This is a genomic window from Humidesulfovibrio idahonensis (genome assembly GCF_054657715.1).
The window spans coordinates 274,833-298,212 of the sequence record NZ_BAAHYE010000003.1 but is presented as its reverse complement, the minus strand read 5'-3'; the positions used below and the strand labels follow the sequence as shown (position 1 = coordinate 298,212).

The window sequence follows — 23,380 nt, the reverse complement described above, 5'->3', positions numbered from 1 at the left end:
TGGACACGGGGCCGCTTTCCCGGTACCCACAGGACCTCGCAGCAGTTGAAACCCGTTCAAGGAGGCAGACGTGTCCATACTTTCCACAAGCCTGGGAATCACCCGCTACCGCGTGGTGGAGGAAATTCCCGACTCGCTCTGGCGCGAGGTGCCCAAACGCCTGACGGACAACGCCTTCCGCGACATCGACGCCACAGTGGACGAGCGTTCCTGGGGCTGGTGCAACATCGACAACATGCTCGACATGGACTGGGCCGACTCCCCGCCGGAGAAGGGCCACTTCATGTGCTTCAGCCTCCGGCTCGACACCCGGCGCATTCCGCCCGCCGTGTTCAAAAAGCACTGCATGATCGCGCTGGCCACGGAGCTGACCCAGGCCAAGGCCGAGGGCAAGAGCTTCATCTCCAAGGACCGTCGCCGCGAGATCAAGGACCAGGTGATGCTGCGCCTGCGGGCGCGCAGCCTGCCGGTGCCCGCGGTGTTCGACGCCGTGTGGAACACCCAGAGCGGCCGCGTGCTTTTCTGCGGCACCAACGCCAAGGCCAAGACCCTGTTCGAGGACCATTTCAACCTGTCCTTCGGGCTGACCCTGGAGCCGCTCACGCCGTTCTTCCTGGCCATGGACATGCTGGGCGAGGCCGCGGCCTCCCGCCTGGAAACCCTTGAACCCACGTCCTTCATCTAGGGAGAGGCAGTAATGGATCTCGCACTCGCAGAACGCGAAAACACCATCCTGGGGCAGGATTTCCTGACCTGGCTGTGGCACGTCACCGAGGCCCGGGGCGGCGTTTTCAAGGATAGGGACGGCCGTGAATTCCACCTGCGCATGGAAGAGCGCCTGAGCGTGCAGGGCGGCGACGGCGAAGGTTTGGAGTCGGCCAGCGTGAAGAGCCCCAGCGGCGAACTCACCGAGGCCAGAAGCGGCCTGCGCACGGGCAAGAAGGTCAGCCGGGCGCAACTGCGCTTCGACCGCGATCCCGAAGCCTGGCAGGTGACGGTGAAGGACTCAGACTTCGCCCTCTCCGGCCTCAAAACGCCCAAGGTGGAGACCAGCGACCGCGAGGACGACGACCCGGACGCCCGCGTGCTGGAGAAGCTCTTCCTCGTGGAGCAGTGCCTGGAGCTTTTCGACGGTGTGTACCAGGAGTTTTTGACCGTGCGCCTTTCGGCCAAATGGGCCGAGGAGACGCGCACCGTGGCCACCTGGATCGCCAAGGGGTAGGGAGCGATGAAGCCCGCGCGCGAAGAACACCACGACCCCCGTCCGGTTTTTGCCGCCTATGGCGACAGCCTTGTGGCCGGCTGGGGCGTGGAGGACAGCGAGGCCTTGCCCGCGCAGTTGGAGAAGGAATTCCTCAAGGCCGGGAAGGACTGGCGCGTGCTGAACTTCGGCGTGTCCGGCGACACCTCCGTGGACGGGCTGGAGCGCCTGCCCGAGGTGCTGGAGGCCAAGCCCCAGGCCGCGCTTTTGGAGTTCGGCGCCAACGACTGCTACCAGGGCCTGCCGCTGGATGAGACCCGTGACGCCCTGTACAAGATGATCAGCGCCCTGCGCGCGGAGAATATCGCCGTATTCCTGGCGGGCTGGCGCACCAGCATGGATCTCTTCAAGCCTTACGACGACCCGGAGCTGGCCGGTCTTATTCCGCTGGCCCCGCCCCTGTACACCGCCGAATACGTGGAGCGCTTCAACCGCATGCATGCGGAGCTGGCGCGCCGCCTGAACGTGCCCTTCATGGAGCACATCCTCGATCCCCTGGCCGGGGTGCCCGGCTGCTACCAGGCCGACGGCGTGCATCCCAGCGCCAAGGGCGCGCGGCTTTTGGCCGAGGGCCTGGCCCCGATGCTGTTGCCGCTCTTGGCCTAGCTAAAGGCCGACGGCCTCCAGCACGGTCCGCACGCGGTGCGCATAGGTGTGCGCCCGCGCCAGCTCCTGGCGCCACGCTGTTTTGAGATCCTCGGCGGCCGAGGCCGACGCCCGGAGCGCTTTGAAGCGCGGGGCGATGTCCTGCGGGGCGCGGAAGGTGACGGGCCGCGTCAGTTCGTCGGGAAACAGCGCCAGTCCTGGCGTGGCGTCCGTCAGCAGCAGGCCGCCGAAGGCCCAGGCGTCGAAGTGCCGCTGGGTCAGCCCGTGGGGCAGCAGCGGGCTGGTGCAGTTGAGGCAGGCCCCTGCAGCGGCGCAGATGTCCGGCAGGGCCGCGTAGTAGTCCACCGGGCCGCGCAGGTCCGCCCCCTGGGGCAGCAGCTCTTGCCAGCCCTCGTCCCCGAAAATCGTCAGCGCGCCGGCCGAATCCTTGTGCGCAGCATTCAGGCAATCCGCGCGCCAGGCCTTGCCGGTCTCCTCGGCGCAGAAGCCCGCCTTGCGCACCTGTGCGCCGGGCCATAGCGCGCCGATGCCCAGCCGCGCCAGCCACCAGCCGAAGTCCGGCCTGCCGCCGCCCTCCATGAGCCGCCGGGCCTCGGTCCAGGCCGCGTCCGGCACTCTGCAGCCGGCGAAGAAATCCGCCTTGCCGGGAAAGGCGCTGCGGCCCACGAACACCAGCCGCTGCGCCAAATCCGCATGGGCCGGGCAGGGCGGCCGCGCCGGACCGTGCAGATCCTTCTCCCGCGCGGCCAGGGGCAGGTGGCGGACATTTGCCGCGCCGAGCCGGCAAAGCGGCCCCATGAACCAGTCGTCGGTGACGAAGAGCGGCAGCCCTGTCCAAAAGCGCGACTTGAGGCCCGAGAGCAGGTGCAGGGGATTGTCCACGCACCACACGGCCACGCGCGCCCCTGCCGCTTGCAGCAGGTGCGCGGCCTCGCCAAGGGCGTCGAGCCCCCGGAAGTTGACGGAAAGATACAGCGCCGGGCATTCGCCCTGGGCGAGCAGGGCGCGCAGGCTGCCTTCGTCCTGCAGCTCGCGCACGCGGAAGCCCTGGGCCTCGAAGGCCTCGCGCAGCTCCACGCGCAAGAGGTCGCCCTCGCCGCCGGGCAGCCAGACCAGCTTCGGGTCCGCCGCGGGCGGCTGCGGCAAGTGCGCGACCTGCAGCCGGGCCAAAAGCGGTCCCCAAAAGCTGGGGAACAGGCGCGGGCCGGGCCGGTACAGCATCACCCGCGCGCCTGTGGAAGCCGCGCCGACCGGTTTTGCTCCGGTGGCAGCCGAGGCGCTGAAGGCCTGACTGGTGGACGCCGGACTGATGAAATTCGGGCTGTTGGAAGCCGCGTTGTTGGAAGCCGCGTCGTTGGCAGCCGAGCCGATGGAAGTCGAGCCGCTGGAAGTCGAGCCGATGGAAGTCGAGCCGCTGGCAGTCATGCCGGGGGCTGCGGCGGACAAAAGCTCTTCCGCTGGCAGTTCCTCGAACCAGGATGGGATGCGCCCGCGCCACTCCGGTCCCAGCTGCGCGGCCATGTCCGGCGCTTCGATGTAGCGCACGCGCCCAGCCGCGCCGCCAGGCAGGTCAAGAAGCTCCGGCAGGCGCTCAGGCTCCGGGCCAAGGCCCAGCAGCAGCACGTCCGGCCCACGACCCAGCAGGGGCAGAAAGTCTTGTCCGCCGGCGGGCAGGCTCTTGGGCAGCGCCAACTCGTCGAAAACGCGCGCGCGCCTGGGGCGGGTGTCGGCCTGGTCGGGCATGGGGCTCCTTGTCTGCGTCCTTGGCAAGCTGTGCGGATTACGCTAGGGGTCCTTCAAACACGGCTGACGGCCCCATGGCCGGTCGGCGATGTCGAACGGGACGGTCCATGAAACAATATCGCGACCATTATTTCAAGCGCGCCAAGGCGGAAAACTATCCTGCCCGCAGCGTGTACAAGCTGCAAGAGCTGGACGCCAAGTTCGCGCTCCTTTCTCCCGGCTTCAAGGTGCTCGACCTTGGCGCCGCGCCGGGTTCTTGGACGCTTTTTGCGGCCAAGAAGGTCGGTCCTTCCGGCCGGGTGCTGGCGCTGGACATCCAGACCACGGAGCAGGAATTCCCGGACAACGTGCGGTTTTTGGTGCACGACGCCTTCGCGGACTCGCCTGAGCTTTTGGCGCTCATGGAGCCGCTCTTGCCCTTCGACTTCGTCATGAGCGACATGGCCCCCAAAACAACGGGCGTCAAGTTTACGGACCAGGCCCGCAGCGTGGAGCTGTGCGAGCGCGCCCGCGACGTGGCTCTGCGGCGGCTCAAGCCGGGCGGAAACTTTGTGGCGAAAATTTTCGAAGGGCCCGACGCCAAGGATTTCCAGGAATCGCTGCGCCCGCATTTTGAAAAGGTCCGTGGTTTCAAGCCCAAAAGCTCCCGGGCGGAAAGCAAGGAGACCTTCATCGTGGGACTTGGCTTTCGGGGCGAGGTTCTGTAAAGTATCCTGTTTCGCAGCCGCAGGGCATTATATTATTTCTTTTGGAGGATTCATGTCCGGACATAGCAAATGGGCCACCATCAAGCGCTCCAAGGCCAAGACCGACGCCAAGAAAGGCGCGGTTTTCACCAAGGTCACCAAGGATATCATCCTGGCGGCCAAGGGTGGCGGCGATCCCAATATGAACGCCCGCCTGCGCGCGGTCATCGCCAAGGCCAAGTCCGCCAACATGCCCAACGACAAGATCGAGCAGGCCATCAAGAAGGGCACGGGCGAACTTGCGGGCGGCGAAATTTTCGAAATGATGTACGAGGGCTACGCCTCCGGCGGCGTCGCCATGCTGGTCGAGGTGGCCACGGACAACAAGAACCGCACCATTGCGGAAGTGCGCCACATCATCAGCAAGGGCGGCGGAAACATGGGCGAGCCCGGTTCCGTGGCCTGGATGTTCGACAAGCGCGGCGTGCTCTCCTTCGACCCCGCCAAGTACACCGAGGACCAGATCATGGAAGTGGCCCTGGAGGCCGGCGCCGACGACGTGGTGGCCGAAGAGGGCACCCTTGAGGTCCGCGTGGCCCCGGAGAACTACTCCGCCGTCGAAAAGGCCTTTGAGGACGCGGGCATTGCGGTGGAAAGCTCCGAGCTGACCATGCTGCCCAAGAACCTGACCCCGGTGGACGCCTCCACGGCCCGCAAGGTCATGAACCTCATGGAGAACCTGGAAGACAACGAGGACGTGCAGAACGTGTACGTCACCGCCGACTTCACGGATGAAATCATGGAAGAGCTGGGGTAGCATGGCCGAGCCCGTCACGGTGCTGGGTTTGGACCCCGGAAGCCAGGTGACCGGCTACGGGGTTGTGCGCGAGGCCTCCGGCCGCGCCGAACTCGTGGCCGTGGGCACCATCCGCACCCCTTCCGGGGGGGACATGGCCGAGAGGCTCGGCGTCATCTATACGCGCGTGGCCGAGATCATCCGTCTCAACGCCCCGCACGAGGCCGCCATCGAGAGCGTGTTCGTGTCCAAGAACAGCGCCTCGGCCATCAAGCTGGGCCAGGCGCGCGGCGCGGCCATGGCCGCCTGCGCCGTGGCCGGCCTCTCCGTCGCCGGGTACCCGCCCACCATGGTGAAGAAAAGCCTGGTGGGCGTGGGCCGGGCGGAAAAGGAGCAGGTGGCCTTCATGGTGGCGCAGATCCTGGGCGTGAAGAAGCCCGACTGGGCTCTCGACGCCAGCGACGCCCTTGCCGTGGCCATCTGCCACCTGAACGAACGCCGCATGCGCAAGCTGACCGGCAGCTGAGGGAGGCCCCATGATCGCCTACATCGAGGGACGTCTGCTTGAAATCACCGGCAAGGGCTGCGTGGTGGTGACGCCCGGCGGCGTGGGCTACGAGCTGGCCCTGCCCACCACGGCGCTGGTCGCCCTGCCGCAAAAGGGCGGCGAGGTGCAGCTCTTCACGCACATGATCGTGCGTGAGGATGCCCTCGACCTATACGGCTTCATCACCCGCGACGACCGCGACGTCTTCCGCCTGCTCATCGGCATCGACAAGCTGGGGCCGAAGAAGGCCCTGTCCATCCTCTCCCATTTCAAGCCCGAGCACCTGCGCGAGATCGTCCTGCGCGAGGACGCCGACATGCTGGCCACGGTGCCCGGCATCGGCCCCAAGTCCGCGCGCGAGATCATGTGGAAGCTCAAGGACAAGGTGGCGGGCATCAAGAGCGGCCCCACCCTGGCGCCCACCCCGCAGGATGCGCCCCAGGGCGAGTATTTCGACGCGCTCATGGGCATGAAGGCCCTGGGCTACACCGAGGACGAGGCGCGGCCCATGGTCCGCGAGATTTTCGAGGCCGAGCCGGACATCGACGCCAGCGCCGCCATCCGCCTGGCCTTGAAGAAGATCGCCCAGGCGCGGTCCTAACCCGGGGGGGAGCATGAGCGAAGACCTTGCCGACAAGAACCCCCAGGTGGACGACACCGTCCGGCCGCAGCGCCTGTCCGACTTCATCGGCCAGGCCGACGTGCGCTCGAACCTTTCCGTGTTCATCCAGGCGGCCAAGGAGCGCGGTCGCGCCCTGGACCACACGCTGTTTTCCGGCAATCCTGGCCTGGGCAAAACCACCCTGGCGCAGATCATGGCCAGCGAACTCGGCGTCAACATGGTCTCCACCAGCGGCCCCGTGCTGGAGCGCGTGGGCGACCTGGCGGCCATTCTGACCAACCTTTCGCGCCACGACATCCTGTTCATCGACGAGATCCACCGCATGCCCGCCACGGTGGAGGAGATTTTGTATCCCGCCATGGAGGACTACAAGATCGACCTGATCATCGGCCAGGGGCCGGGCGCGCGCACGGTCAAAATCGACCTGGAGCCCTTCACCCTGGTGGGCGCCACCACGCGCGTGGGCCTGCTCACCTCGCCCCTGCGCGACCGCTTCGGCTGCGTGTTCCGCCTGGAGTTCTACTCGCCGGAGGAACTGGCGCGCATCGTCCTGCGCGCGGCCGACATCCTGCGCATCAACGTGACCGAGGAGGGCGCCTGGGCCATCGGCCGGCGTTCGCGCGGCACGCCACGCATCGCCGGGCGGCTCTTGCGCCGCATCCGCGACTACGCCGTGGTCTCCGGCCAGGGCGTGGTGGACAAGCAGCTGGCCGAGGAATCCCTGGACAGGCTCGACGTGGACCCGCACGGCCTGGACCAGATGGACCGCAAGATCCTGTCGCTCATCGTGAACCAGTTCAGCGGCGGGCCGGTTGGCGTCAAGACCATCGCCGTGGCCTGCTCCGAGGAAGCCCGCACCATCGAGGACATATACGAGCCCTTCCTCATCCAGTGCGGGTTCATCAAGCGCACGCCGCGCGGCCGCGTGGCCACGGCCAAGGCCTACCAGCACCTCAAGATGCGCATGGACGGCGAGGGCGGGCTTTCGTAAGCCTCCTGCCGCGCCTCGCTCCGCCTTTGGGCCCGTCTCCGGTATTGCGGGGATGCCTGGGGACAGTTTTCCTTCTCGGATTGAGACGAATTCCTAAACCCCTGAAATGTTGTCATGCGGCTGTTTTCGTGCCCGGCAACGGACAGAAGTGTCTTGACGGCGATGATGAACCCATGTAAGGGCCTGATGAGTTTGTGACAGCCCGGTTACTTTTCGGCTGCACGGCGCATTGTTGGTTTACTGTTTGTTATTTTCGGATAACGTCCCGAACTGGATGACGCCGGAGAACCGGCGCAAGACCCTCCCCTGGACCTGGATGCGACTTTGGGCCGCCCGCTCCATGGGAACACGGAGGAAACGTCATGTTCGGACAGCTTTTACAGCCCATGCACCTGTTGTTGATTCTCGGCATCGCCCTGCTTGTGTTCGGCCCCGGCAAACTGCCGCAGCTTGGCGCAAGCATTGGCAAGAGCATCCGCGAACTGCGCAAAGGCCTGGACGGCACCGAAGCCCCCAGCCAACCCGCCCAGCCCACCCAGAGTACCGATACACGAAAATAGCGCGCCGCCGCGCCTGACCGGTTTTTTTGACCGGTGCTAATGCCCGGCGGCTGCGAGCCAACCGGAGTCTGCTTCATTGCGGCCTTCCGGGGTTTCGTGTTGCTGTATTCGATTGGCGCGCAAGCGCCTGGGGGGAGGCTGTCATGTCCCAGCATGCCAATGACATTTTCTTGAGCGCGGTTCTGGACCGGCCGGTCATCAGCCAGTCCGGCCGCGAGGTCGGCAAACTGCTCGACGTGGCCATGAGCCCCGGCGACCCCTTGCCCATTGTGCACCATGTGCTGGTGAAGACGCCGCGCGGCACGCGGCGCGTGGCCTTCAGCGATCTGGCCCTGTTCAACCAGGTCATCGTCTCCCTGAAGCGCGAACCCGAGGTGCTGCCCGACCTGCCCGAGGCCGAGAACGAGGTGCTCATGCGCCGCGACATCCTCGACCGGCAGATCGTCGATGTGGACGGCGCCAAGGTGGTGCGCGTGAACGACCTGAAGCTCGCCCTCACGGGTGATGGCCTGTGCCTCTCCGCGGTCGATGTGGGCTTCCGGGGCATTCTGCGCCGGCTGGGCTACCTCAAGGCCTGGGATTTTCTGGGCGGGGCGCTGCACCGCAAGCTCGCCCCCAAAGAGATCGACTGGCTTCTCGTGGCCCCGCTGGAAGCCAACCTCTCGCAGCTCACCCTCACCGTCACGCGCGACAAGCTCTCCGACATGCACCCGGCCGACCTTGCGAACATCATCGCCCAGCTGCCGCACAGAAACGTCTCCGCCGTGCTGAACTCCATCGACATGGAGGCCGCGGGCGAGGCCATCGGCGAGATGGAGCCCGAAGTTTCGAGCCGCGTCATTTCGCAGTTGGAGAGCTCGCACGCGGCGGACGTGCTGGAGGAGATGCCCCCTGACGAGGCGGCGGACGTTCTGGCCGAGCTTTCCGACGAGAAGGCCAAGGAACTGCTGGCCCAGATGGACCCCGAGGACGCCGAGAAGGTGCAGGAGCTGCTGGAGCACGAGGACGACACGGCCGGCGGCCTGATGAACAACGAGTACATTTACGTGCACCCGGACGCCACGGTTGCCGACGCCCTTGCCCAGGTGCGGCTCATGGGCGCCGAGGTCGACACCATCTATTACATCTACGTGCTCGACCAGGAGGAACGGCTGCACGGCGTGGCGAGCCTCAAGCGGCTGCTGCTGGCCGAGGGCGACGAGCCCATCGCCGCGGTCATGAGCCGTAACCCCAAGACCGTGCAGGTGGACTCGAACCTGGAAGACGTGCTGGAGCTGGTGGTGCAGTACAAGTTCGCCGCGGTTCCCGTGCTGGAGGACGACGGCTGCATGGCTGGCATCGTCTCCGCCGACGACATCATGGAGCATTTTCTGCCCTTCGCCTTGCGGTGGAAGCAGTACAAGGCCCTGCGCAACTTCTAGCCCCCCAAGGTGAATGCAATGAGCCTCACTTCTGTTTTTGCGCCCTTGGGCAAGCTGAACCGCCGGAATCTCATGATGTTTCTGGCCCTGCTGGGACCTGGCATCATCACCGCCAACGTGGACAACGACGCGGGCGGCATCACCACCTATTCCCTGGCCGGCGCGCAGTTCGGGCTCTCCCTCTTGTGGATGATGCTGCCGACCACCGTCGCCCTGGTGGTGGTGCAGGAGATGTGCGCGCGCATGGGCGCGGTGACGGGCAAGGGGCTCTCCGACCTCATCCGCGAGAGCTTCGGCGTCAAGATCACCTTCTACGTCATGGTGGCGCTGCTGCTCACCAATCTGGGCAACACCGTGAGCGAGTTCGCGGGCATTGCGGCCAGCATGGAGCTTTTCGGCGTCAGCAAATACATCTCCGTGCCGCTGGCCTCGGTGGCCGTGTGGCTGCTCATCGTCAAAGGCTCGTACCGCATTGTCGAAAAGGTCTTCCTCGTGGCCTGTGTCGTGTACGTGGCCTATCCCATTGCGGCGTTCATGTCCGGGCCGGACTGGGGCGAGGTCATGAAGGCCTCCGTGGTGCCGGACTTCAAGATCACCCCGGACTCCGTGACCATGATGATCGGCGTGGTGGGCACCACCATCGCCCCCTGGATGCAGTTCTACCAGCAGGCGAGCGTGGTGGAGAAGGGCATCACCAAGGAGAACTACAACTTCTCCCGGCTCGACGTCATCGTGGGCTGCGTCATGGCCATCATCGTGGCCTTCTTCATCGTGGTGGCCTGCGCGGGCACCATCTTCACCGCGGGCATCAAGATCGAAACCGCGGCCGACGCGGCCATGGCCCTGACGCCGCTTGTGGGCGGCTACGCCACGGGGCTTTTCGCCGTGGGCCTGTTCAACGCCTCGCTTTTCGCGGCCTGCGTGCTGCCCCTTTCCACGTCCTATTACATTTGCGAGGGCATGGGCTGGGAGCTCGGCGTGGACAAGGACTTCCGCGAGGCGCCGCAGTTCTTCTGGCTCTTCACGCTGCTCATCGCCGTGTCTGCGGGCATCATCCTCGTGCCCGACGCCCCGCTCATCGCCATCATGTACATTTCGCAGGTGGTGAACGGCGCGGTGCTGCCCTTTGTGCTCATCTTCATGCTCCGGCTCATCAACGACAAGCGCCTCATGGGCGACTTCGTCAACGGTCCGGTGTTCAACATCATCGCCTGGGCAACCGTGGTCATCGTCATGGCGCTCACCATCGTCATGACCGTGGACATCGCCATTCCCGGCACCATAGCCAAGCTCATGGGCCGCTGAGCCGGAGAGCCTGGTTTACCGCGGCTGCAACGAAAAGCGCCCGGCCCCTTGCAGAAGGAGCCGGGCGCTTTCGCGTCGGTGCGGGCGGCCTCTACACTTCGGATGCGGCGGCGATGCGGCTCTTGATGAGGTCCACGGCGCGCTTGGCCACGTGGGTGATCTCCGGCTTGCTGATCTGGTCGTCCGCGCCCACGGCCTCGCCCTTGTGGCGCAGCTTGTCGGTGATGATGGACGAGAAGAGGATGACCGGCAGGTCGCGCAGCATGGGGTCTTCCTTGATGCGCTTGGTCAGGTTGTGGCCGTCCATGTTGGGCATCTCGATGTCGGAGATGACCACCTGCACGTAGTCGGTCACGGGGCGGCCTTCGCTCTCGGCGATCTTCTTGATCTGCTGCAGGCGGTCCCAGCATTCGCCGCCGTGGTTGGTCTTTTCCACCAGGAAGTTGGCGCGGTGCAGCAGGTCGCCAATCATTTCGCGGATGAGGGTGGAGTCGTCGGCGATGAGGGCGCGGTACTGGGTGTCCGCCTCCCACACGACGTTCTCCTCGAAGCGCATGCCCAGCTCCGGGTTCAGCTCGGCCACGATCTTTTCCAGGTCGAGCAGGAAGATGATGCGGCCTTCAAGGCGCACCACGCCGGTGATGGAGTTGGACGCCAGCGACGACATGTACTTGTTGGGCGCCTCCACTTCCTCCCAGCTGATGCGGTGGATGCGGTTGACGCCGGAGACGAGAAAGGCCGTGGTGACGTTGTTGAACTCGCACACGATGACCTTGGGCGGCTCGGCGTCGTGGCGGTCTTTTTTCAGCCACACGCCAAGGTCCACCAGGGGGATGATCTGGTCGCGCAGGTTGAAGGCGCCCAGCACCGAGGGATGCGAGACCTGCGGCATCTCGGTGATGCGCGGCATGCGGATGATCTCCAGCACCTTGGCGACGTTGACGCCGTAGTAGCCGCGGTAGGGTTCGCCCCCGGCGGGATTCGGCTCCTCCAGGTAGAACTCCACGATTTCAAGTTCGTTGGTTCCGGCCTCAAGGAGGATGTTGGTCATATTCGTGCTCATGGCGGCTCCGTGCGTGGGCGGTTCGGTCTCTACAGGGCCCGCAGAAAGGCCTCGATCTCATCAATGATGCTTTTCGGCGTGGATGCTCCAGCAGTTAAGCCCACCCGACCATATTGTGTTAAATCAACGCCGCGCAAGTCGTCAACGGTTTCCACAAGAACTGTGGGCGCTCCCGCGGCTTCGATCACTTGGGCGAGCCTGCGCGTGTTGCCGCTGGCCTTGCCGCCAACGACCACGGCGCAGTCGGCCTTGCCGGCAAGGCGTATGGCTTCGTCCTGGCGCAGGCGCGTGGCGTCGCAGATGGTTTCCAGCGCGGGCACGCCGCCGGGCAGGCGCGCGGCCAGGTCTGCCTGGATTTGATGGAAGCCCTGGCGGTCCTGGGTGGTTTGCGCGGCCAGCACATAGGCCGTTGCGGGGTCCAGCGGGTGCGCGGCAAGCTCCTCGGGCGTCTCGAACACAAAGGCGTCCGGCCCGGCATAGCTCAAAAGCCCGCGCACCTCCGGGTGGTCGTCCTCGCCGAAGAGCAGCAGCTTGCGGCCGCTCTCGGCCTGCTCGCTGATGAGCAGCTGCGCGCGTTTGACCTTGGGGCAGGTGGCGTCGACCACATCCACCCCGCGCGAGAGCAAGGATTCTTCCTCGTGCCTGGGAATGCCGTGGGCGCGTATGACCACGCGGCTGCCCGCGGGCAGTTCGCTGGCCGACTGTGCCAGGCCCACGCCGCGCCGGGCATAGCACTCCAGCACCTGCGGATTGTGGATGATGGGGCCGAGCATGTAGATGGGGCGGCTGTCGCCGTCATCAACCAGGGCGTCGAGCTTCTTCAAGGCCAGGCCCACGCCCATGCAAAAGCCCGCAAGGCGTGCGCGGACAATCTCCATTCAAGCCTCGTTTGCGCGGCCGCGGTGGTTTGAGGGAGGAGGAGGCGCGGCGCGTCTACGCATAGTGTCCCAGGCAGGGCCGGGAGTCAACAGAAGAAGGCGGTTAGCACTCCAGGGCCAAGCTCTCCGCGTCGTTTTCTACGCAGTCTTCGCCGCAGGGCTCCGCAGCCAACTGGGCGATGCTTCCGGCCATGGCCTCAAGCTCGTCCCAGTTGCGGCAGGTGAGCAGGGCCTGGCGCAGGGCCCGGATGCCGCTGAAGCCTTTGGCGTAGCGGGGCAGAAAGGCCCGGATGGCCCGGAAGGCGTGCGGGGTGCCGTCCAACTCGCGGCAGAAGCGTATGTGCATGAGGGCTGCGTCGGCCAGGCCCGCAGCGGTGCGCGGCGCTGGCTCGCGCCCGGCCAGGATGTCCCGCAGGCGCTGGAAGATCATGGGATCGGTGAGGGCGCCACGGGCGAACATGACGCCCGCCGCGCCTGTTTCGGCCAGGCAGCGCGCCGCGTCCTCGGCGAAGAAGAGATCGCCGCTGGCGAGAACGGGAATGTCCACCGCACTCGCCAGCTCGCCCACGGCCTGCCAGCGGGCGGTGCCGCCAAAGAGCTGCTTGCCCGTGCGCGGGTGCAGGGTCAGCCAGCCCACGCCCAGATCCTCGAGCCTGCGGCCGAGGTCGAGGAAGTTCTCGTCGTCCGGGGTGAAGCCCAGGCGCATTTTGACCCCGACGTTGCCGGGCCCGGCCGCGCGCAGCATGACCTCGACGATGCGCAGCAGGAGCTCCGGCCGCGTCATCAGGGCCGAGCCGGAGCCGCTCTTGTTCACCTTGCGCACGGAGCAGCCGCAGTTGAGGTCGAAATGGGCGAACCCGCGATCTATTAGTATGGGCATGGCGCGTTCAAAGATTTCCGGCTCCGCGCCGAAGAGCTGGACCACCAATGGGGCGTCCTCGGCCGTGGTGCCCAGCAGGCGCTCCGTGCCGTAGCCGCCGAAGACAAGGCCCTTGGCGCTGACCATTTCCGTTTCGGAGCAGGCCGCGCCGTAATGGCGGCACAACGTTCGGAAGGGCAGATCGGAATATCCCGCCAGGGGGGCGAGCCAGGGAGCATCGGGCGCGAAGGGGAGTATGGCGTGGTTTTTCGTCATGGCAGGGGGGAAATAGGGTGAAACAGAGCGTTCGTCAAAGGGAAGAAGCGTCAATTTGAAATTTATTTGCAGACGTGAAAGAAAATGTGTTGACAAGAAGGGCCATTTCAAAATAGTCAGAACGCCCTTGGAAACGAGGGGATTGCAGACTGCCCTGCGCCATCGGGGAACAAAAGTCCTTGCAATCCGCGGACGGGAAGCGTATGCATTCTCGTTCATGCGCTGGCGTAGCTCAATGGCAGAGCAGCTGATTTGTAATCAGCAGGTTGCGGGTTCAAGTCCCATCGCCAGCTCCAGTGAAAAGGTGGGGTTCCCGAGTGGCCAAAGGGAACAGACTGTAAATCTGTCGGCGTCAGCCTTCGGAGGTTCAAATCCTCCCCCCACCACCACTTTCGCGGCAAGCATCGTTGTAGGAGGCAGGGCGTGTCCCCGGCCGAAGGGACTACAGTTACTATGCGCGGGAATAGCTCAATTGGCTAGAGCATCAGCCTTCCAAGCTGAGGGTTGCGAGTTCGAGTCTCGTTTCCCGCTCCAGTCAACGCCATTTGCGTTCTCCTAAAACGAAGCTTAAGCCCATGTAGCTCAGTCGGTAGAGCACTTCCTTGGTAAGGAAGAGGTCAACGGTTCAATTCCGTTCATGGGCTCCACATCTTTTCTCGACAACCGAAGACCAGAACCAGGGGGTTGAACATGGGCAAGGCTAAATTCGAGCGCAAGAAGCCTCACGTTAACATCGGCACCATCGGCCACATCGACCACGGCAAGACCACCCTCACCGCCGCCATCACCAAGACGGCGTCCCTGATGGGCAAAGGCACCTACGTGGCCTTCGACCAGATCGACAAGGCTCCGGAAGAAAAAGAGCGCGGCATCACCATCGCCACCGCGCACGTCGAGTACGAGACGGACACCCGTCACTATGCTCACGTGGACTGCCCGGGCCACGCCGACTACATCAAAAACATGATCACCGGCGCCGCCCAGATGGACGGCGCGATCCTCGTCGTCGCCGCGACCGACGGCCCCATGCCCCAGACCCGTGAGCACATCCTGCTCGCCCGTCAGGTCGGCGTGCCTCACATGGTCGTTTTCATGAACAAGTGCGACATGGTCGACGACGCCGAACTGCTCGAGCTCGTTGAGCTCGAAATGCGCGAGCTGCTGACCAAGTACGGCTACCCCGGCGACGAGATCCCCATCATCAAGGGTTCCGCCCTGAAGGCTCTTGAGAGCGACGATCCGAAGAGCGAAGAGTGCAAGTGCATCGCCGAGCTTCTGGCCGCCTGCGACTCCTACATTCCCGAGCCCAAGCGCGACATCGACAAGCCCTTCCTGATGCCCATCGAAGACGTGTTCTCCATCTCCGGCCGCGGCACCGTCGTGACCGGTCGTGTCGAGCGCGGCATCATCACCGTCGGTGACGAAGTCGAAATCGTCGGCATCAAAGACACCGTGAAGAGCACCTGCACCGGTGTTGAAATGTTCCGCAAGATCCTTGACCAGGGTCAGGCTGGCGACAACGTCGGCGTGCTCCTGCGCGGCATCAAGCGTGAAGACGTTGAGCGCGGCCAGGTTCTGGCAAAGCCCAAGAGCATTCCGCCCCACCGCAAGTTCAAGGCCGAAGTTTACGTTCTGTCCAAGGACGAGGGCGGCCGTCACACTCCGTTCTTCTCCGGCTACCGTCCGCAGTTCTACTTCCGCACCACCGACATCACCGGCGTGGTGACCTTGGAAGAAGGCGTTGAAATGGTTATGCCTGGTGACAATGCGACCTTCATCGTTGACATGATCCACCCCATCGCCATGGAGCAGGGCCTGCGCTTCGCCATTCGCGAAGGCGGCCGCACTGTCGGCGCGGGTGTTGTCACCGAGATTCTGGAGTAATACATGCGCGTCAACATTCAGCTTGCTTGCACCGAGTGCAAGCGGCGCAATTACTCGACGGAAAAAAACAAGAAGAATACTACGGGTCGTCTCGAGGTAAGCAAGTACTGTCCCTTCGATAAGAAGCACACAGTCCACCGCGAGACCAAATAGTGCTCGCGCAGGCCAGTAGCTCTAACGGTAGAGCGCCGGTCTCCAAAACCGGATGCTGGGGGTTCGAATCCCTCCTGGCCTGCCACTTACCCCCCGATGGGGAGAACAATGGCTAAAAATACAGCGAAAGGCTCCAGCGGCCAGCAAGGCGAAGAAACCCCGGAACAGACCGGGGTGGTTGCCAAGGCGCAGGAACTCAAGGTTTTCTTCGAGGAAGCCCAGGTTGAACTCAAAAAGATCACCTGGCCGACCCGAAAGGAGACCGTGACGACGTGCGTTGCGGTCATGATCCTTGTTGCGGTCATGTCGCTGTTCCTGGGCATCGTCGATCTCGGCCTGTCCAAGATCGTCGAGACCGTGCTGTCCTAATCCCTGGCATAGGTGAGCGCACGTGACTGAAGAAAGCGCCGTTGGCGGGGAAAAACCGGCCCGCTGGTATATCGTCCACACCTACTCGGGTTTCGAGCAGCGTGTGCAGTTGACCATCAACGAAATGATGCGCACTGGCCAGGACCATGGCCAGGTGCTCGAAGTCGTTGTCCCCACCGAGAAGGTGGTGGAGATGGTCAAGGGCGAGCGCCGGACTTCCACCAGGAAGTTTTATCCGGGTTATGTGATGGTGAAGATGTTGCTCACGGACGATTCGTGGCACCTCATCCAATCCATCCCGCGCGTTACAGGCTTCGTGGGCGGCAAAAACCGTCCCACGCCCATGCGCGACAGCGAGGCCCAGACCATCCTCTCCATGATGGAGAGCAGGCAGGAACAGCCCCGGCCCAAGTTCCACTTCGAGCGTGGCGACGAGGTTCGGGTAATCGACGGCCCCTTCAGCGGCTTCAACGGCGTCGTCGAGGACGTGAATTACGACAAGGGCAAGCTCCGCGTGGCTGTCTCCATTTTCGGGCGTCAAACCCCGGTGGAGCTCGACTTCGTCCAGGTGACGAAGGGCTAAGACGGACCCTTGATCGACTGCGGCGGGAAACCGCCTGCGAGGATATAAAAAAATGGCCAAGAAAATCACAGGTAAAGTCAAGCTGCAGATTCCTGCCGGCGTGGCCAATCCGTCCCCTCCCGTGGGTCCGGCTCTGGGTCAGCATGGCGTCAACATCATGGAGTTCTGCAAGGCCTTCAACGCGAAGACCCAGGACCAGAAGGGCATGATCATTCCGGTGATCATCACCGTTTATGCCGACCGCACCTTCTCCTTCATCACCAAGACGCCTCCGGCGCCGGTGCTGCTTTTGAAGGCCGCCAAGCTCGAGAAGGGCTCCGGCGAACCCAACAAGACCAAGGTCGGCAAGGTCACCATGGCTCAGGTGGAAGAAATCGCCAAGCTGAAGACTCCGGATCTGACGGCCAAGTCCCTTGAGGCCGCCAAGAATTGCGTCATCGGCACCGCCCGCAGCATGGGCCTCGAAGTCATAGGGTAGCGAGGGATAGTCATGCCGAAACACGGAAAAAACTACAACAAGGGCGCTGAAGCCATCGACAAGGCTGAACGCTACGCCGTTGCCGAGGCCGTGAAGCTCGCCCTTGACGGCTCATTCGCCAAGTTCGACGAGACCGTCGACGTGGCCATCAACCTGGGCGTTGATCCCAAGTACTCCGACCAGATGGTGCGCGGCGCCGTGCCCCTGCCGAACGGCCTGGGCAAAACCGCCCGCGTCATCGTCTTCTGCAAGACCGACAAGGAAGCCGAGGCCAAAGAGGCCGGAGCCGACGAGTGCGGCGGCGACGAGCTGGTCGAGAAGATCAAGAACGGCTGGCTCGAGTTCGACAACGCCGTGGCCACCCCGGACATGATGGCCAAGGTCGGCCAGATTGGCCGCATGCTTGGCCCCCGCGGCCTCATGCCCAACGCCAAGACCGGCACAGTCACCTTCAACGTGGGCGACGCCGTTCGCGAGCTGAAGGCTGGCCGTGTGGAGTTCAAGGTCGACAAGGCGGGCATCCTGCACGCCCCCATCGGCAAGAAGTCCTTCGGCGCCGAGAAGCTCTGTCAGAACCTCTCTGCCTTGCTCGAGGCTGTGAACCGGCTGAAGCCGGCCACCTCCAAGGGCACGTACCTGAAGGCCATGGCCGTGGCGACCACCATGGGCCCCGGCGTCCGGGTCGATACGCAGACCATTCGGAAGTTTTTGGAAGGCTAATACTGGTGCGGGCGGAATGGCCGCCTGATCCAGATGGAATAGATAGCACGGGAAGTTTAAGTCGAAGAAAGCAGGTGGGGGTAGCCCCTTAATACCCTGCCGAGACTGACTTTGCTTTCCGGGCCAATGAACGACGAGGAGCGAGACACGGTGAACAGGCAAGAAAAAGCCCAGATCATCGAGCAGCTGCATGACAAGGCTGCACGCGCGAGCATCGCTGTCGTCACCGACTTCAAGGGCATGGGCGTGGAGGAGATGACTCTCCTGCGTGTCAAGCTGCGCGAAGCCGGAGTCGATTACCAAGTCGTCAAGAACACCCTGGCCCGGTTGGCGCTCAAAGAGACATCCCACGATGTTCTCAATGATCGTCTGAAAGAAAACTGCGCGGTCGCTTTGGGCTACGAAGATCCCGTAGCCCTGGCCAAGGCTCTGTCCGAATTCGTTAAGGGGAGCAAGAAGCTCACCATGCGTTACGGCAGCCTTGAAGGGAAGTTCCTTGACGAGGAGGGCGTGAAGCAGCTTGCAACGCTGCCCAGCAAGCCCGAACTGTTGGCCAAGTTGCTCGGCACCATGAATGCGGTGCCCACCAACTTCGTGAATGTGTTTGCGGCTGTGCTCCGCAACTTCCTGTATGCCTTGAATGCAATCAAGGACCAGAAGGAAGGCGGAGCCGCTTAATCAAGGCCCCTTTTCCCACAGTCAACCAAAGCAAACGTAACTTTCCAGGAGGAATATATCATGTCCGTGACCAAAGAGCAGGTTGTTGAGTTCATCTCCAACATGACCGTTCTCGAGCTGGCCGAATTCATCAAGGAACTTGAAGAGAAGTTCGGCGTTTCCGCCGCCGCTCCCGTGGCCGCCTTCGCCGCCGCCCCCGCTGGTGGCGCCCCGGCCGAGGCCGCTGAAGAGAAGACCGAGTTCGACGTCATCCTGAAGGAAGCCGGCGCCAACAAGATCGGCGTCATCAAGGTCGTCCGCGCCCTCACCGGCCTGGGCCTGAAGGAAGCCAAGGACAAGGTTGATGGCGCTCCCCAGGTCATCAAGGAAGGCGTTTCCAAGGCTGATGCCGAGGACGCCAAGAAGCAGCTGACCGAAGCCGGCGCTGTCTGCGAAGTGAAGTAGTTTTTGCTTCACGATTAAGAGTATTCCGGTCAAAGGACGCTCTCCGGATGGGGAGCGTCCTTTGATCCGTCTTGCTTTTCCAAGACCCGTTGCCGCCACTGGCGGTGCGGGTTGCGTTGCGCCGGAAGGGTTCGGTGCAAGGGAACCGCTGCCGTAATGGCGCGATCCGAAACAAATTTTTCCTGCCCCCCTGCGGAGATCTGATTCCATTTGGGGAAGTAAGCGTGACGCAAAGTTACCCGCATTAAGATTTTGGATGTTGCCAACGATCCAAGGGCGCAGTGCGCCTTTGGTTTTGCATTTGCCGTGAATACCAACCGTATCGCCCGATGAGGTGACAATGGCCCAACTCACGAAACATTTCGGAAAAATCGCCAACAGCCTGCCCATTCCGCACCTGTTGGAGCTGCAGGTCGATTCGTACCTGAAATTTTTGCAGCGCGATGTCCCCCCGGCGAGCCGCTCGGACTTCGGCCTTGAGGCCGTGTTCCGTTCGGTCTTCCCGATCGAGGACTTCAACAAGACTGCCAGCCTTGAATATGTCAGCTACATCATTCAAGATCCCAAGTACGACGAGGACGAGTGCCTGGCCAAGGGCCTGACCTATGAAACGCCCCTGCGCCTCATTGTGCGCCTGGTCGTTTTCGATGTCGACGAGGAGTCCGGCTCCCGCACCATCCGCGACATCAAAGAGCAGGACATTTATTTCGGCACCCTGCCGCTGATGACCGAGAAGGGCACCTTCATCATCAACGGCACCGAGCGCGTCATCGTCAACCAGCTCCAGCGCTCGCCCGGCATCATCTTCGAGCACGACTCGGGCAAGACCCATTCGAGCCGCAAGGTTTTGTACTCCTGCCGCATCATCCCCATGCGCGGCTCCTGGCTCGACTTCGACTTCGACCACAAGGACATCCTGTACGTCCGCATCGACCGCCGCCGGAAAATGCCCGCCACCATCCTGTTCAAGGCCATGGGCATGACCAAGACGGACATTCTGGACTACTTCTACGACCACGAAGAATACGTCTTCGAGGGAACCAAGGTCATGCGCAAAATGCGCGAGGACCAGTTCCGCAAGGAAGACGCCTATGTGGACGTCGTGCTTTCCGATGGCAAGGTGCTGGTGAAGCAGGGCCGCCCCATCGCCAAGGCCGCCTGGCGCAAGATGATCAAGGACGGGCAGACCACCATCGAGGTCGCGCCCGATTCCCTGCTTGGCCAGTATCTGGCGCACGACATCGTGGACCAGAACACCGGAGAGGTCATCGCCGAGGCCGCCCAGGAGCTCTCCGCCGACATGATCGAGAAGGTGCGCGCCCAGGGCGTGCATGAGATCAGCCTGCTGTTCACCAAGGGCGTGGACGTGTCCTCGTCCATGCGCGACACCCTGGCCGCCGACAAGACCACGGACCTGGCCAGCGCGCAGATCGAGATCTACCGCCGCCTGCGCCCCAGCTCTCCGCCCACCGCGGAGATCGCGGCCAGCTTCTTCGAGAACCTGTTCCGCAACCCGGACTACTACGACCTGTCCACCGTGGGCCGCTACAAGCTGAACACCCGCATGGACATCAACGAGTCCCTTGAGCTGCGCACCCTGACCAACGAGGACATCCTCAAGGCCGTGCGCGTGCTGGTCAAGTTGAAGGACTCCCACGGCCCCGCCGACGACATCGACCATTTGGGCAACCGCCGCGTGCGTCCCGTGGGCGAGCTGGTTGAAAACCAGTACCGCATCGGCCTCGTCCGCATGGAACGCGCCATCAAGGAGCGCATGAGCCTGCAGGAAGTGTCCACGCTCATGCCGCACGACCTCATCAATCCCAAGCCCGTGGCCGCGGTGCTGAAGGAATTCTTCGGAACCAGCCAGCTCTCGCAGTTCATGGACCAGACCAACGCCCTGTCCGAAGTGACGCACAAGCGCCGCCTCTCGGCCCTGGGACCCGGCGGTCTGACCCGCGAGCGCGCGGGCTTTGAGGTGCGCGACGTGCACACCTCCCACTACGGCCGCATCTGCCCCATTGAAACGCCCGAAGGACCGAACATCGGCCTCATCGTTTCCTTGACCACCTACGCCCGCGTCAACGACTACGGCTTCATCGAGACTCCGTTCCGCGTGGTCCAGGACGGCCGCGCCGGCGACGAGATCGTGTGGATGGACGCCAGCCGCGAGTCGGGCGAGTCCGTCGCGCAGGCCAGCCTGCCCCTGGACGAGAACAAGAACATCATCCCCTCCCTGGTGCAGGCGCGCCAGGCGGGCGACCCCAACTTCGTGCCCAAGGAGCAGGTCACGCTCATGGACATTAGTCCGAGCCAGATCGTGTCCATCTCCGCGGCGCTCATTCCCTTCCTGGAGCACGACGACGCCAACCGCGCGCTCATGGGCTCCAACATGCAGCGCCAGGCCGTGCCTCTGCTCAAGTGCGAAGTGCCCCTCGTCGGCACCGGCATGGAAGGCGTTGTGGCCCGCGACTCCGGCGCGTGCATTCTGGCCAAGGGCGACGGCGTGGTCCACTTCGCCGACGCCGAGCGCCTCATCGTGAACTACGACGTGTCCGTGGCGCCCAATACCGGCGGCACCGTGCACTACGAACTGCAGAAGTGGCACAAGTCGAACCAGAACTCCTGCTTCGGCCAGCGCCCCTGCGTGCAGGTGGGCCAGAAGGTCAAGAAGGGCGAGGTCATGGCCGACGGTCCCGGCATCCGCGACGGCGAGCTGGCCCTGGGCAAGAACCTCCTCGTGGCCTTCACCCCCTGGTGCGGCTACAACTACGAAGACTCCATCCTCATCAGCGAACGCGTGGTGAAGGAGGACGTCTACACCTCCGTGCACATTGAAGAGTTCGAGGTTGTCGCCCGCGACACCAAGCTCGGACCCGAGGAAATCACCCGCGACATCCCGAACGTTTCCGAGGAAATGCTCAGAAACCTCGACGATTGCGGCATCATCCGCCTGGGCGCGAAGGTCGTGCCTGACGATATCCTGGTGGGCAAGATCACCCCCAAGGGCGAGACGCAGCTCACGCCTGAAGAAAAGCTGCTGCGCGCCATCTTCGGCGACAAGGCGCGCGACGTGAAGAACACCTCCCTCAAGGTTCCGCCTGGAATCGAGGGCACGGTTGTCGACGTGAAGGTCTTCAACCGCCGCTCCGGCGAAAAGGACGACCGCACCCTGGCCATCGAGCAGGGCGCGCTCTCCGACTTCGACATGAAGGAGATGAAGCACGTGGCCGCGCTGACGGACAACATCCGCGAGCGCATCTGGGAGATCGCCGAGAAGAAGCAGATCGCCCAGCCCGTCATGGGCAAGAAGAAGGGCGAGGTACTCATCGACGCCGGCCGTCCGCTGACGCGCGAGGTGCTCGACGAGCTGCCGCTCAAGAAGCTTGCCGGCCTGTTCGCCTCCAAAGAGGTCAACGACGCCATCCGCACCTTCCTGACGGACTACGAGAACCAGATCCGCTTCATCAAGGGCGTGTACGACAACAAGCGCGAGAAAGTGACCGAGGGCGACGATCTGCCGCCGGGCGTCATCAAGATGGTCAAGGTCTACGTCGCCGTGAAGCGTAAGCTTTCCGTGGGCGACAAGATGGCCGGCCGTCACGGCAACAAGGGCGTCGTGTCCTGCATCCTGCCCGAGGAAGACATGCCGTTCTTCGCGTCCGGCACGCCCATGGACATCGTGCTGAACCCGCTGGGCGTTCCTTCGCGCATGAACATCGGCCAGATCATGGAGACCCACCTTGGTTGGGCCGCCCGTGAACTGGGCGCGCAGATCGCCGAGATGGTCGAATCCGGCGAGGCCATGCAGTCCGTGCGCAAGGACATCGCCGCCGTGTTCAAGTCCAAGGAGATCGAAGACCTCATCGCCAGCCTGGACGACGAGGAATTGAAGAAGATCGCCAAATCCGTGAAGCACGGCATCATCACCAAGACCCCGGTGTTCGACGGCGCGGACGAGGACGAGATCTGGGGCTGGCTGGAACACGCCGGCCTGCCCGACGACGGCAAGATCACCCTGTACGACGGCCGCACTGGCGAGCCGTTCCACAACCGCGTCACCGTGGGCGTGATGTACATGCTGAAGTTGCACCACTTGGTTGACGAAAAGATTCACGCCCGCTCCACCGGCCCATACTCCCTGGTGACCCAGCAGCCCCTTGGCGGCAAGGCCCAGTTCGGCGGCCAGCGTTTGGGCGAAATGGAAGTTTGGGCGCTTGAGGCGTATGGCGCCGCGTACCTGCTGCAGGAGTTCCTCACGGTCAAGAGCGACGACGTTGCCGGCCGTGTGAAGATGTACGAGAAGATCGTGAAGGGCGACAACTTCTTGGAGGCCGGTCTGCCCGAGTCCTTCAACGTGCTCATCAAGGAGTTGATGTCCCTTGGCCTGGACGTGAACCTCATCCAGGACGAGAAGAAGAAGCCTACCAGACGGCAGTAGGGCAGGGGACTCACCC

24 protein-coding genes and 5 tRNA genes are annotated in these 23,380 nt (G+C 63.6%); 25 read left to right on the top strand and 4 right to left on the bottom strand.

The window, feature by feature from the left end:
- Positions 1–70: 70 nt before the first annotated feature.
- The 3 genes from ACYQ4W_RS08030 to ACYQ4W_RS08020 are packed head-to-tail and all read left to right on the top strand — an operon-like array spanning position 71 to position 1,867.
- Positions 71–685, top strand: a complete 615-nt coding sequence (locus tag ACYQ4W_RS08030; RefSeq protein WP_459855039.1) for a hypothetical protein — start codon at positions 71–73, stop codon at positions 683–685.
- Between the two features lie 12 nt (positions 686–697).
- A complete protein-coding gene (locus tag ACYQ4W_RS08025; RefSeq protein ID WP_459855037.1) occupies positions 698–1,222 on the top strand; it encodes a hypothetical protein in 525 nt (174 codons plus the stop codon).
- Between the two features lie 6 nt (positions 1,223–1,228).
- Positions 1,229–1,867: a GDSL-type esterase/lipase family protein gene (locus tag ACYQ4W_RS08020; RefSeq protein ID WP_459855034.1), complete on the top strand. Its 639-nt coding sequence runs from the start codon at positions 1,229–1,231 to the stop codon at positions 1,865–1,867.
- On the opposite strand, the gene ACYQ4W_RS08015 is transcribed toward ACYQ4W_RS08020, so the two are convergent.
- The gene (locus ACYQ4W_RS08015) at positions 1,868–3,610 is read right to left on the bottom strand and encodes a glycosyltransferase family protein (protein WP_459855032.1); all 1,743 of its coding nucleotides are present in this window, start codon (positions 3,608–3,610) and stop codon (positions 1,868–1,870) included.
- Between the two features lie 107 nt (positions 3,611–3,717).
- On the opposite strand from ACYQ4W_RS08015, the gene ACYQ4W_RS08010 reads away from it, so the two are divergent.
- The 8 genes from ACYQ4W_RS08010 (at position 3,718) to ACYQ4W_RS07975 (ending at position 10,538) form a co-directional block, all read left to right on the top strand.
- Positions 3,718–4,317 (top strand): RlmE family RNA methyltransferase, encoded by a 600-nt coding sequence (locus tag ACYQ4W_RS08010; protein WP_459855029.1) that lies wholly within the window; start codon positions 3,718–3,720, stop codon positions 4,315–4,317.
- 52 nt (positions 4,318–4,369) lie between these two features.
- On the top strand, positions 4,370–5,113 hold the full coding sequence (locus ACYQ4W_RS08005) for a YebC/PmpR family DNA-binding transcriptional regulator (protein WP_459855027.1): 744 nt from the start codon (positions 4,370–4,372) through the stop codon (positions 5,111–5,113).
- 1 nt (position 5,114) lies between these two features.
- Positions 5,115–5,618: a crossover junction endodeoxyribonuclease RuvC gene (gene ruvC, locus ACYQ4W_RS08000; RefSeq protein WP_459855024.1), complete on the top strand. Its 504-nt coding sequence runs from the start codon at positions 5,115–5,117 to the stop codon at positions 5,616–5,618.
- Between the two features lie 10 nt (positions 5,619–5,628).
- Entirely contained in the window at positions 5,629–6,240 is a 612-nt protein-coding gene (gene ruvA, locus ACYQ4W_RS07995; protein WP_459855021.1) for a Holliday junction branch migration protein RuvA, read from the top strand.
- Between the two features lie 13 nt (positions 6,241–6,253).
- Positions 6,254–7,252, top strand: coding sequence for a Holliday junction branch migration DNA helicase RuvB (ruvB, locus tag ACYQ4W_RS07990; RefSeq protein WP_459855018.1), 999 nt, complete (start codon positions 6,254–6,256; stop codon positions 7,250–7,252).
- Between the two features lie 362 nt (positions 7,253–7,614).
- The gene (gene tatA, locus ACYQ4W_RS07985) at positions 7,615–7,812 is read left to right on the top strand and encodes a twin-arginine translocase TatA/TatE family subunit (RefSeq protein ID WP_459855016.1); all 198 of its coding nucleotides are present in this window, start codon (positions 7,615–7,617) and stop codon (positions 7,810–7,812) included.
- Between the two features lie 143 nt (positions 7,813–7,955).
- Positions 7,956–9,233: a magnesium transporter MgtE N-terminal domain-containing protein gene (locus tag ACYQ4W_RS07980; RefSeq protein ID WP_459855013.1), complete on the top strand. Its 1,278-nt coding sequence runs from the start codon at positions 7,956–7,958 to the stop codon at positions 9,231–9,233.
- An 18-nt stretch (positions 9,234–9,251) separates the two neighbouring features.
- Complete coding sequence (locus ACYQ4W_RS07975; RefSeq protein ID WP_459855010.1) at positions 9,252–10,538, top strand: Nramp family divalent metal transporter; 1,287 nt, start codon at positions 9,252–9,254, stop codon at positions 10,536–10,538.
- A gap of 91 nt (positions 10,539–10,629) precedes the next feature.
- Here the strand turns inward: ACYQ4W_RS07975 and ACYQ4W_RS07970 are convergent, their stop codons facing one another.
- The 3 genes from ACYQ4W_RS07970 to ACYQ4W_RS07960 all read right to left on the bottom strand — a co-directional run bounded on the left by ACYQ4W_RS07970 (position 10,630) and on the right by ACYQ4W_RS07960 (position 13,614).
- Positions 10,630–11,601: a chemotaxis protein gene (locus ACYQ4W_RS07970; RefSeq protein ID WP_459855008.1), complete on the bottom strand. Its 972-nt coding sequence runs from the start codon at positions 11,599–11,601 to the stop codon at positions 10,630–10,632.
- 29 nt (positions 11,602–11,630) lie between these two features.
- Entirely contained in the window at positions 11,631–12,479 is an 849-nt protein-coding gene (ispH, locus tag ACYQ4W_RS07965) for a 4-hydroxy-3-methylbut-2-enyl diphosphate reductase (RefSeq protein ID WP_459855006.1), read from the bottom strand.
- A 103-nt stretch (positions 12,480–12,582) separates the two neighbouring features.
- The gene (locus tag ACYQ4W_RS07960) at positions 12,583–13,614 is read right to left on the bottom strand and encodes a tRNA dihydrouridine synthase (protein ID WP_459855004.1); all 1,032 of its coding nucleotides are present in this window, start codon (positions 13,612–13,614) and stop codon (positions 12,583–12,585) included.
- Positions 13,615–13,835: 221 nt separating this feature from the next.
- Here ACYQ4W_RS07960 and ACYQ4W_RS07955 point away from each other — a divergent pair.
- The 14 genes from ACYQ4W_RS07955 (at position 13,836) to rpoB (ending at position 23,364) form a co-directional block, all read left to right on the top strand.
- A tRNA-Thr gene (locus ACYQ4W_RS07955) sits at positions 13,836–13,910 on the top strand.
- Between the two features lie 7 nt (positions 13,911–13,917).
- A tRNA-Tyr gene (locus ACYQ4W_RS07950) sits at positions 13,918–14,003 on the top strand.
- A 68-nt stretch (positions 14,004–14,071) separates the two neighbouring features.
- Positions 14,072–14,148 (top strand) — tRNA-Gly (locus ACYQ4W_RS07945).
- 37 nt (positions 14,149–14,185) lie between these two features.
- Positions 14,186–14,261: transfer RNA gene (locus ACYQ4W_RS07940), tRNA-Thr, on the top strand.
- Between the two features lie 43 nt (positions 14,262–14,304).
- Positions 14,305–15,498 (top strand): elongation factor Tu, encoded by a 1,194-nt coding sequence (tuf, locus tag ACYQ4W_RS07935; RefSeq protein ID WP_459855001.1) that lies wholly within the window; start codon positions 14,305–14,307, stop codon positions 15,496–15,498.
- 3 nt (positions 15,499–15,501) lie between these two features.
- Complete coding sequence (gene rpmG, locus ACYQ4W_RS07930; RefSeq protein WP_459854998.1) at positions 15,502–15,651, top strand: 50S ribosomal protein L33; 150 nt, start codon at positions 15,502–15,504, stop codon at positions 15,649–15,651.
- Positions 15,652–15,660: 9 nt separating this feature from the next.
- Positions 15,661–15,736, top strand: a tRNA-Trp gene (locus ACYQ4W_RS07925).
- A gap of 23 nt (positions 15,737–15,759) precedes the next feature.
- Positions 15,760–16,020: a preprotein translocase subunit SecE gene (gene secE / locus ACYQ4W_RS07920; RefSeq protein WP_459854995.1), complete on the top strand. Its 261-nt coding sequence runs from the start codon at positions 15,760–15,762 to the stop codon at positions 16,018–16,020.
- Between the two features lie 22 nt (positions 16,021–16,042).
- A complete protein-coding gene (nusG, locus tag ACYQ4W_RS07915; protein ID WP_459854993.1) occupies positions 16,043–16,603 on the top strand; it encodes a transcription termination/antitermination protein NusG in 561 nt (186 codons plus the stop codon).
- A 52-nt stretch (positions 16,604–16,655) separates the two neighbouring features.
- The gene (gene rplK, locus ACYQ4W_RS07910; protein WP_459854990.1) at positions 16,656–17,081 is read left to right on the top strand and encodes a 50S ribosomal protein L11; all 426 of its coding nucleotides are present in this window, start codon (positions 16,656–16,658) and stop codon (positions 17,079–17,081) included.
- A gap of 12 nt (positions 17,082–17,093) precedes the next feature.
- Positions 17,094–17,801, top strand: coding sequence for a 50S ribosomal protein L1 (gene rplA / locus ACYQ4W_RS07905; protein WP_459854987.1), 708 nt, complete (start codon positions 17,094–17,096; stop codon positions 17,799–17,801).
- 150 nt (positions 17,802–17,951) lie between these two features.
- Complete coding sequence (gene rplJ, locus ACYQ4W_RS07900; protein ID WP_459854985.1) at positions 17,952–18,479, top strand: 50S ribosomal protein L10; 528 nt, start codon at positions 17,952–17,954, stop codon at positions 18,477–18,479.
- A 60-nt stretch (positions 18,480–18,539) separates the two neighbouring features.
- Complete coding sequence (gene rplL / locus ACYQ4W_RS07895; RefSeq protein WP_459854983.1) at positions 18,540–18,923, top strand: 50S ribosomal protein L7/L12; 384 nt, start codon at positions 18,540–18,542, stop codon at positions 18,921–18,923.
- Positions 18,924–19,263: 340 nt separating this feature from the next.
- Positions 19,264–23,364, top strand: a complete 4,101-nt coding sequence (rpoB, locus tag ACYQ4W_RS07890; RefSeq protein ID WP_459854980.1) for a DNA-directed RNA polymerase subunit beta — start codon at positions 19,264–19,266, stop codon at positions 23,362–23,364.
- The last annotated feature ends 16 nt before the right edge of the window (positions 23,365–23,380 follow it).

What these genes read in the sequence shown, in the direction of transcription:
- ACYQ4W_RS08025 (WP_459855037.1), top strand. Translation starts at nt 698, where the DNA reads ATGGATCTCGCACTCGCAGAACGCGAAAACACCATCCTGGGGCAGGAT.
- ACYQ4W_RS08020 (WP_459855034.1), top strand. Translation starts at nt 1,229, where the DNA reads ATGAAGCCCGCGCGCGAAGAACACCACGACCCCCGTCCGGTTTTTGCC.
- ACYQ4W_RS08015 (WP_459855032.1), bottom strand. Translation starts at nt 3,610, where the DNA reads ATGCCCGACCAGGCCGACACCCGCCCCAGGCGCGCGCGCGTTTTCGAC.
- ACYQ4W_RS08010 (WP_459855029.1), top strand. Translation starts at nt 3,718, where the DNA reads ATGAAACAATATCGCGACCATTATTTCAAGCGCGCCAAGGCGGAAAAC.
- ACYQ4W_RS08005 (WP_459855027.1), top strand. Translation starts at nt 4,370, where the DNA reads ATGTCCGGACATAGCAAATGGGCCACCATCAAGCGCTCCAAGGCCAAG.
- ruvC (WP_459855024.1), top strand. Translation starts at nt 5,115, where the DNA reads ATGGCCGAGCCCGTCACGGTGCTGGGTTTGGACCCCGGAAGCCAGGTG.
- ruvA (WP_459855021.1), top strand. Translation starts at nt 5,629, where the DNA reads ATGATCGCCTACATCGAGGGACGTCTGCTTGAAATCACCGGCAAGGGC.
- ruvB (WP_459855018.1), top strand. Translation starts at nt 6,254, where the DNA reads ATGAGCGAAGACCTTGCCGACAAGAACCCCCAGGTGGACGACACCGTC.
- tatA (WP_459855016.1), top strand. Translation starts at nt 7,615, where the DNA reads ATGTTCGGACAGCTTTTACAGCCCATGCACCTGTTGTTGATTCTCGGC.
- ACYQ4W_RS07980 (WP_459855013.1), top strand. Translation starts at nt 7,956, where the DNA reads ATGTCCCAGCATGCCAATGACATTTTCTTGAGCGCGGTTCTGGACCGG.
- ACYQ4W_RS07975 (WP_459855010.1), top strand. Translation starts at nt 9,252, where the DNA reads ATGAGCCTCACTTCTGTTTTTGCGCCCTTGGGCAAGCTGAACCGCCGG.
- ACYQ4W_RS07970 (WP_459855008.1), bottom strand. Translation starts at nt 11,601, where the DNA reads ATGAGCACGAATATGACCAACATCCTCCTTGAGGCCGGAACCAACGAA.
- ispH (WP_459855006.1), bottom strand. Translation starts at nt 12,479, where the DNA reads ATGGAGATTGTCCGCGCACGCCTTGCGGGCTTTTGCATGGGCGTGGGC.
- ACYQ4W_RS07960 (WP_459855004.1), bottom strand. Translation starts at nt 13,614, where the DNA reads ATGACGAAAAACCACGCCATACTCCCCTTCGCGCCCGATGCTCCCTGG.
- tuf (WP_459855001.1), top strand. Translation starts at nt 14,305, where the DNA reads ATGGGCAAGGCTAAATTCGAGCGCAAGAAGCCTCACGTTAACATCGGC.
- rpmG (WP_459854998.1), top strand. Translation starts at nt 15,502, where the DNA reads ATGCGCGTCAACATTCAGCTTGCTTGCACCGAGTGCAAGCGGCGCAAT.
- secE (WP_459854995.1), top strand. Translation starts at nt 15,760, where the DNA reads ATGGCTAAAAATACAGCGAAAGGCTCCAGCGGCCAGCAAGGCGAAGAA.
- rplK (WP_459854990.1), top strand. Translation starts at nt 16,656, where the DNA reads ATGGCCAAGAAAATCACAGGTAAAGTCAAGCTGCAGATTCCTGCCGGC.
- rplA (WP_459854987.1), top strand. Translation starts at nt 17,094, where the DNA reads ATGCCGAAACACGGAAAAAACTACAACAAGGGCGCTGAAGCCATCGAC.
- rplL (WP_459854983.1), top strand. Translation starts at nt 18,540, where the DNA reads ATGTCCGTGACCAAAGAGCAGGTTGTTGAGTTCATCTCCAACATGACC.
- rpoB (WP_459854980.1), top strand. Translation starts at nt 19,264, where the DNA reads ATGGCCCAACTCACGAAACATTTCGGAAAAATCGCCAACAGCCTGCCC.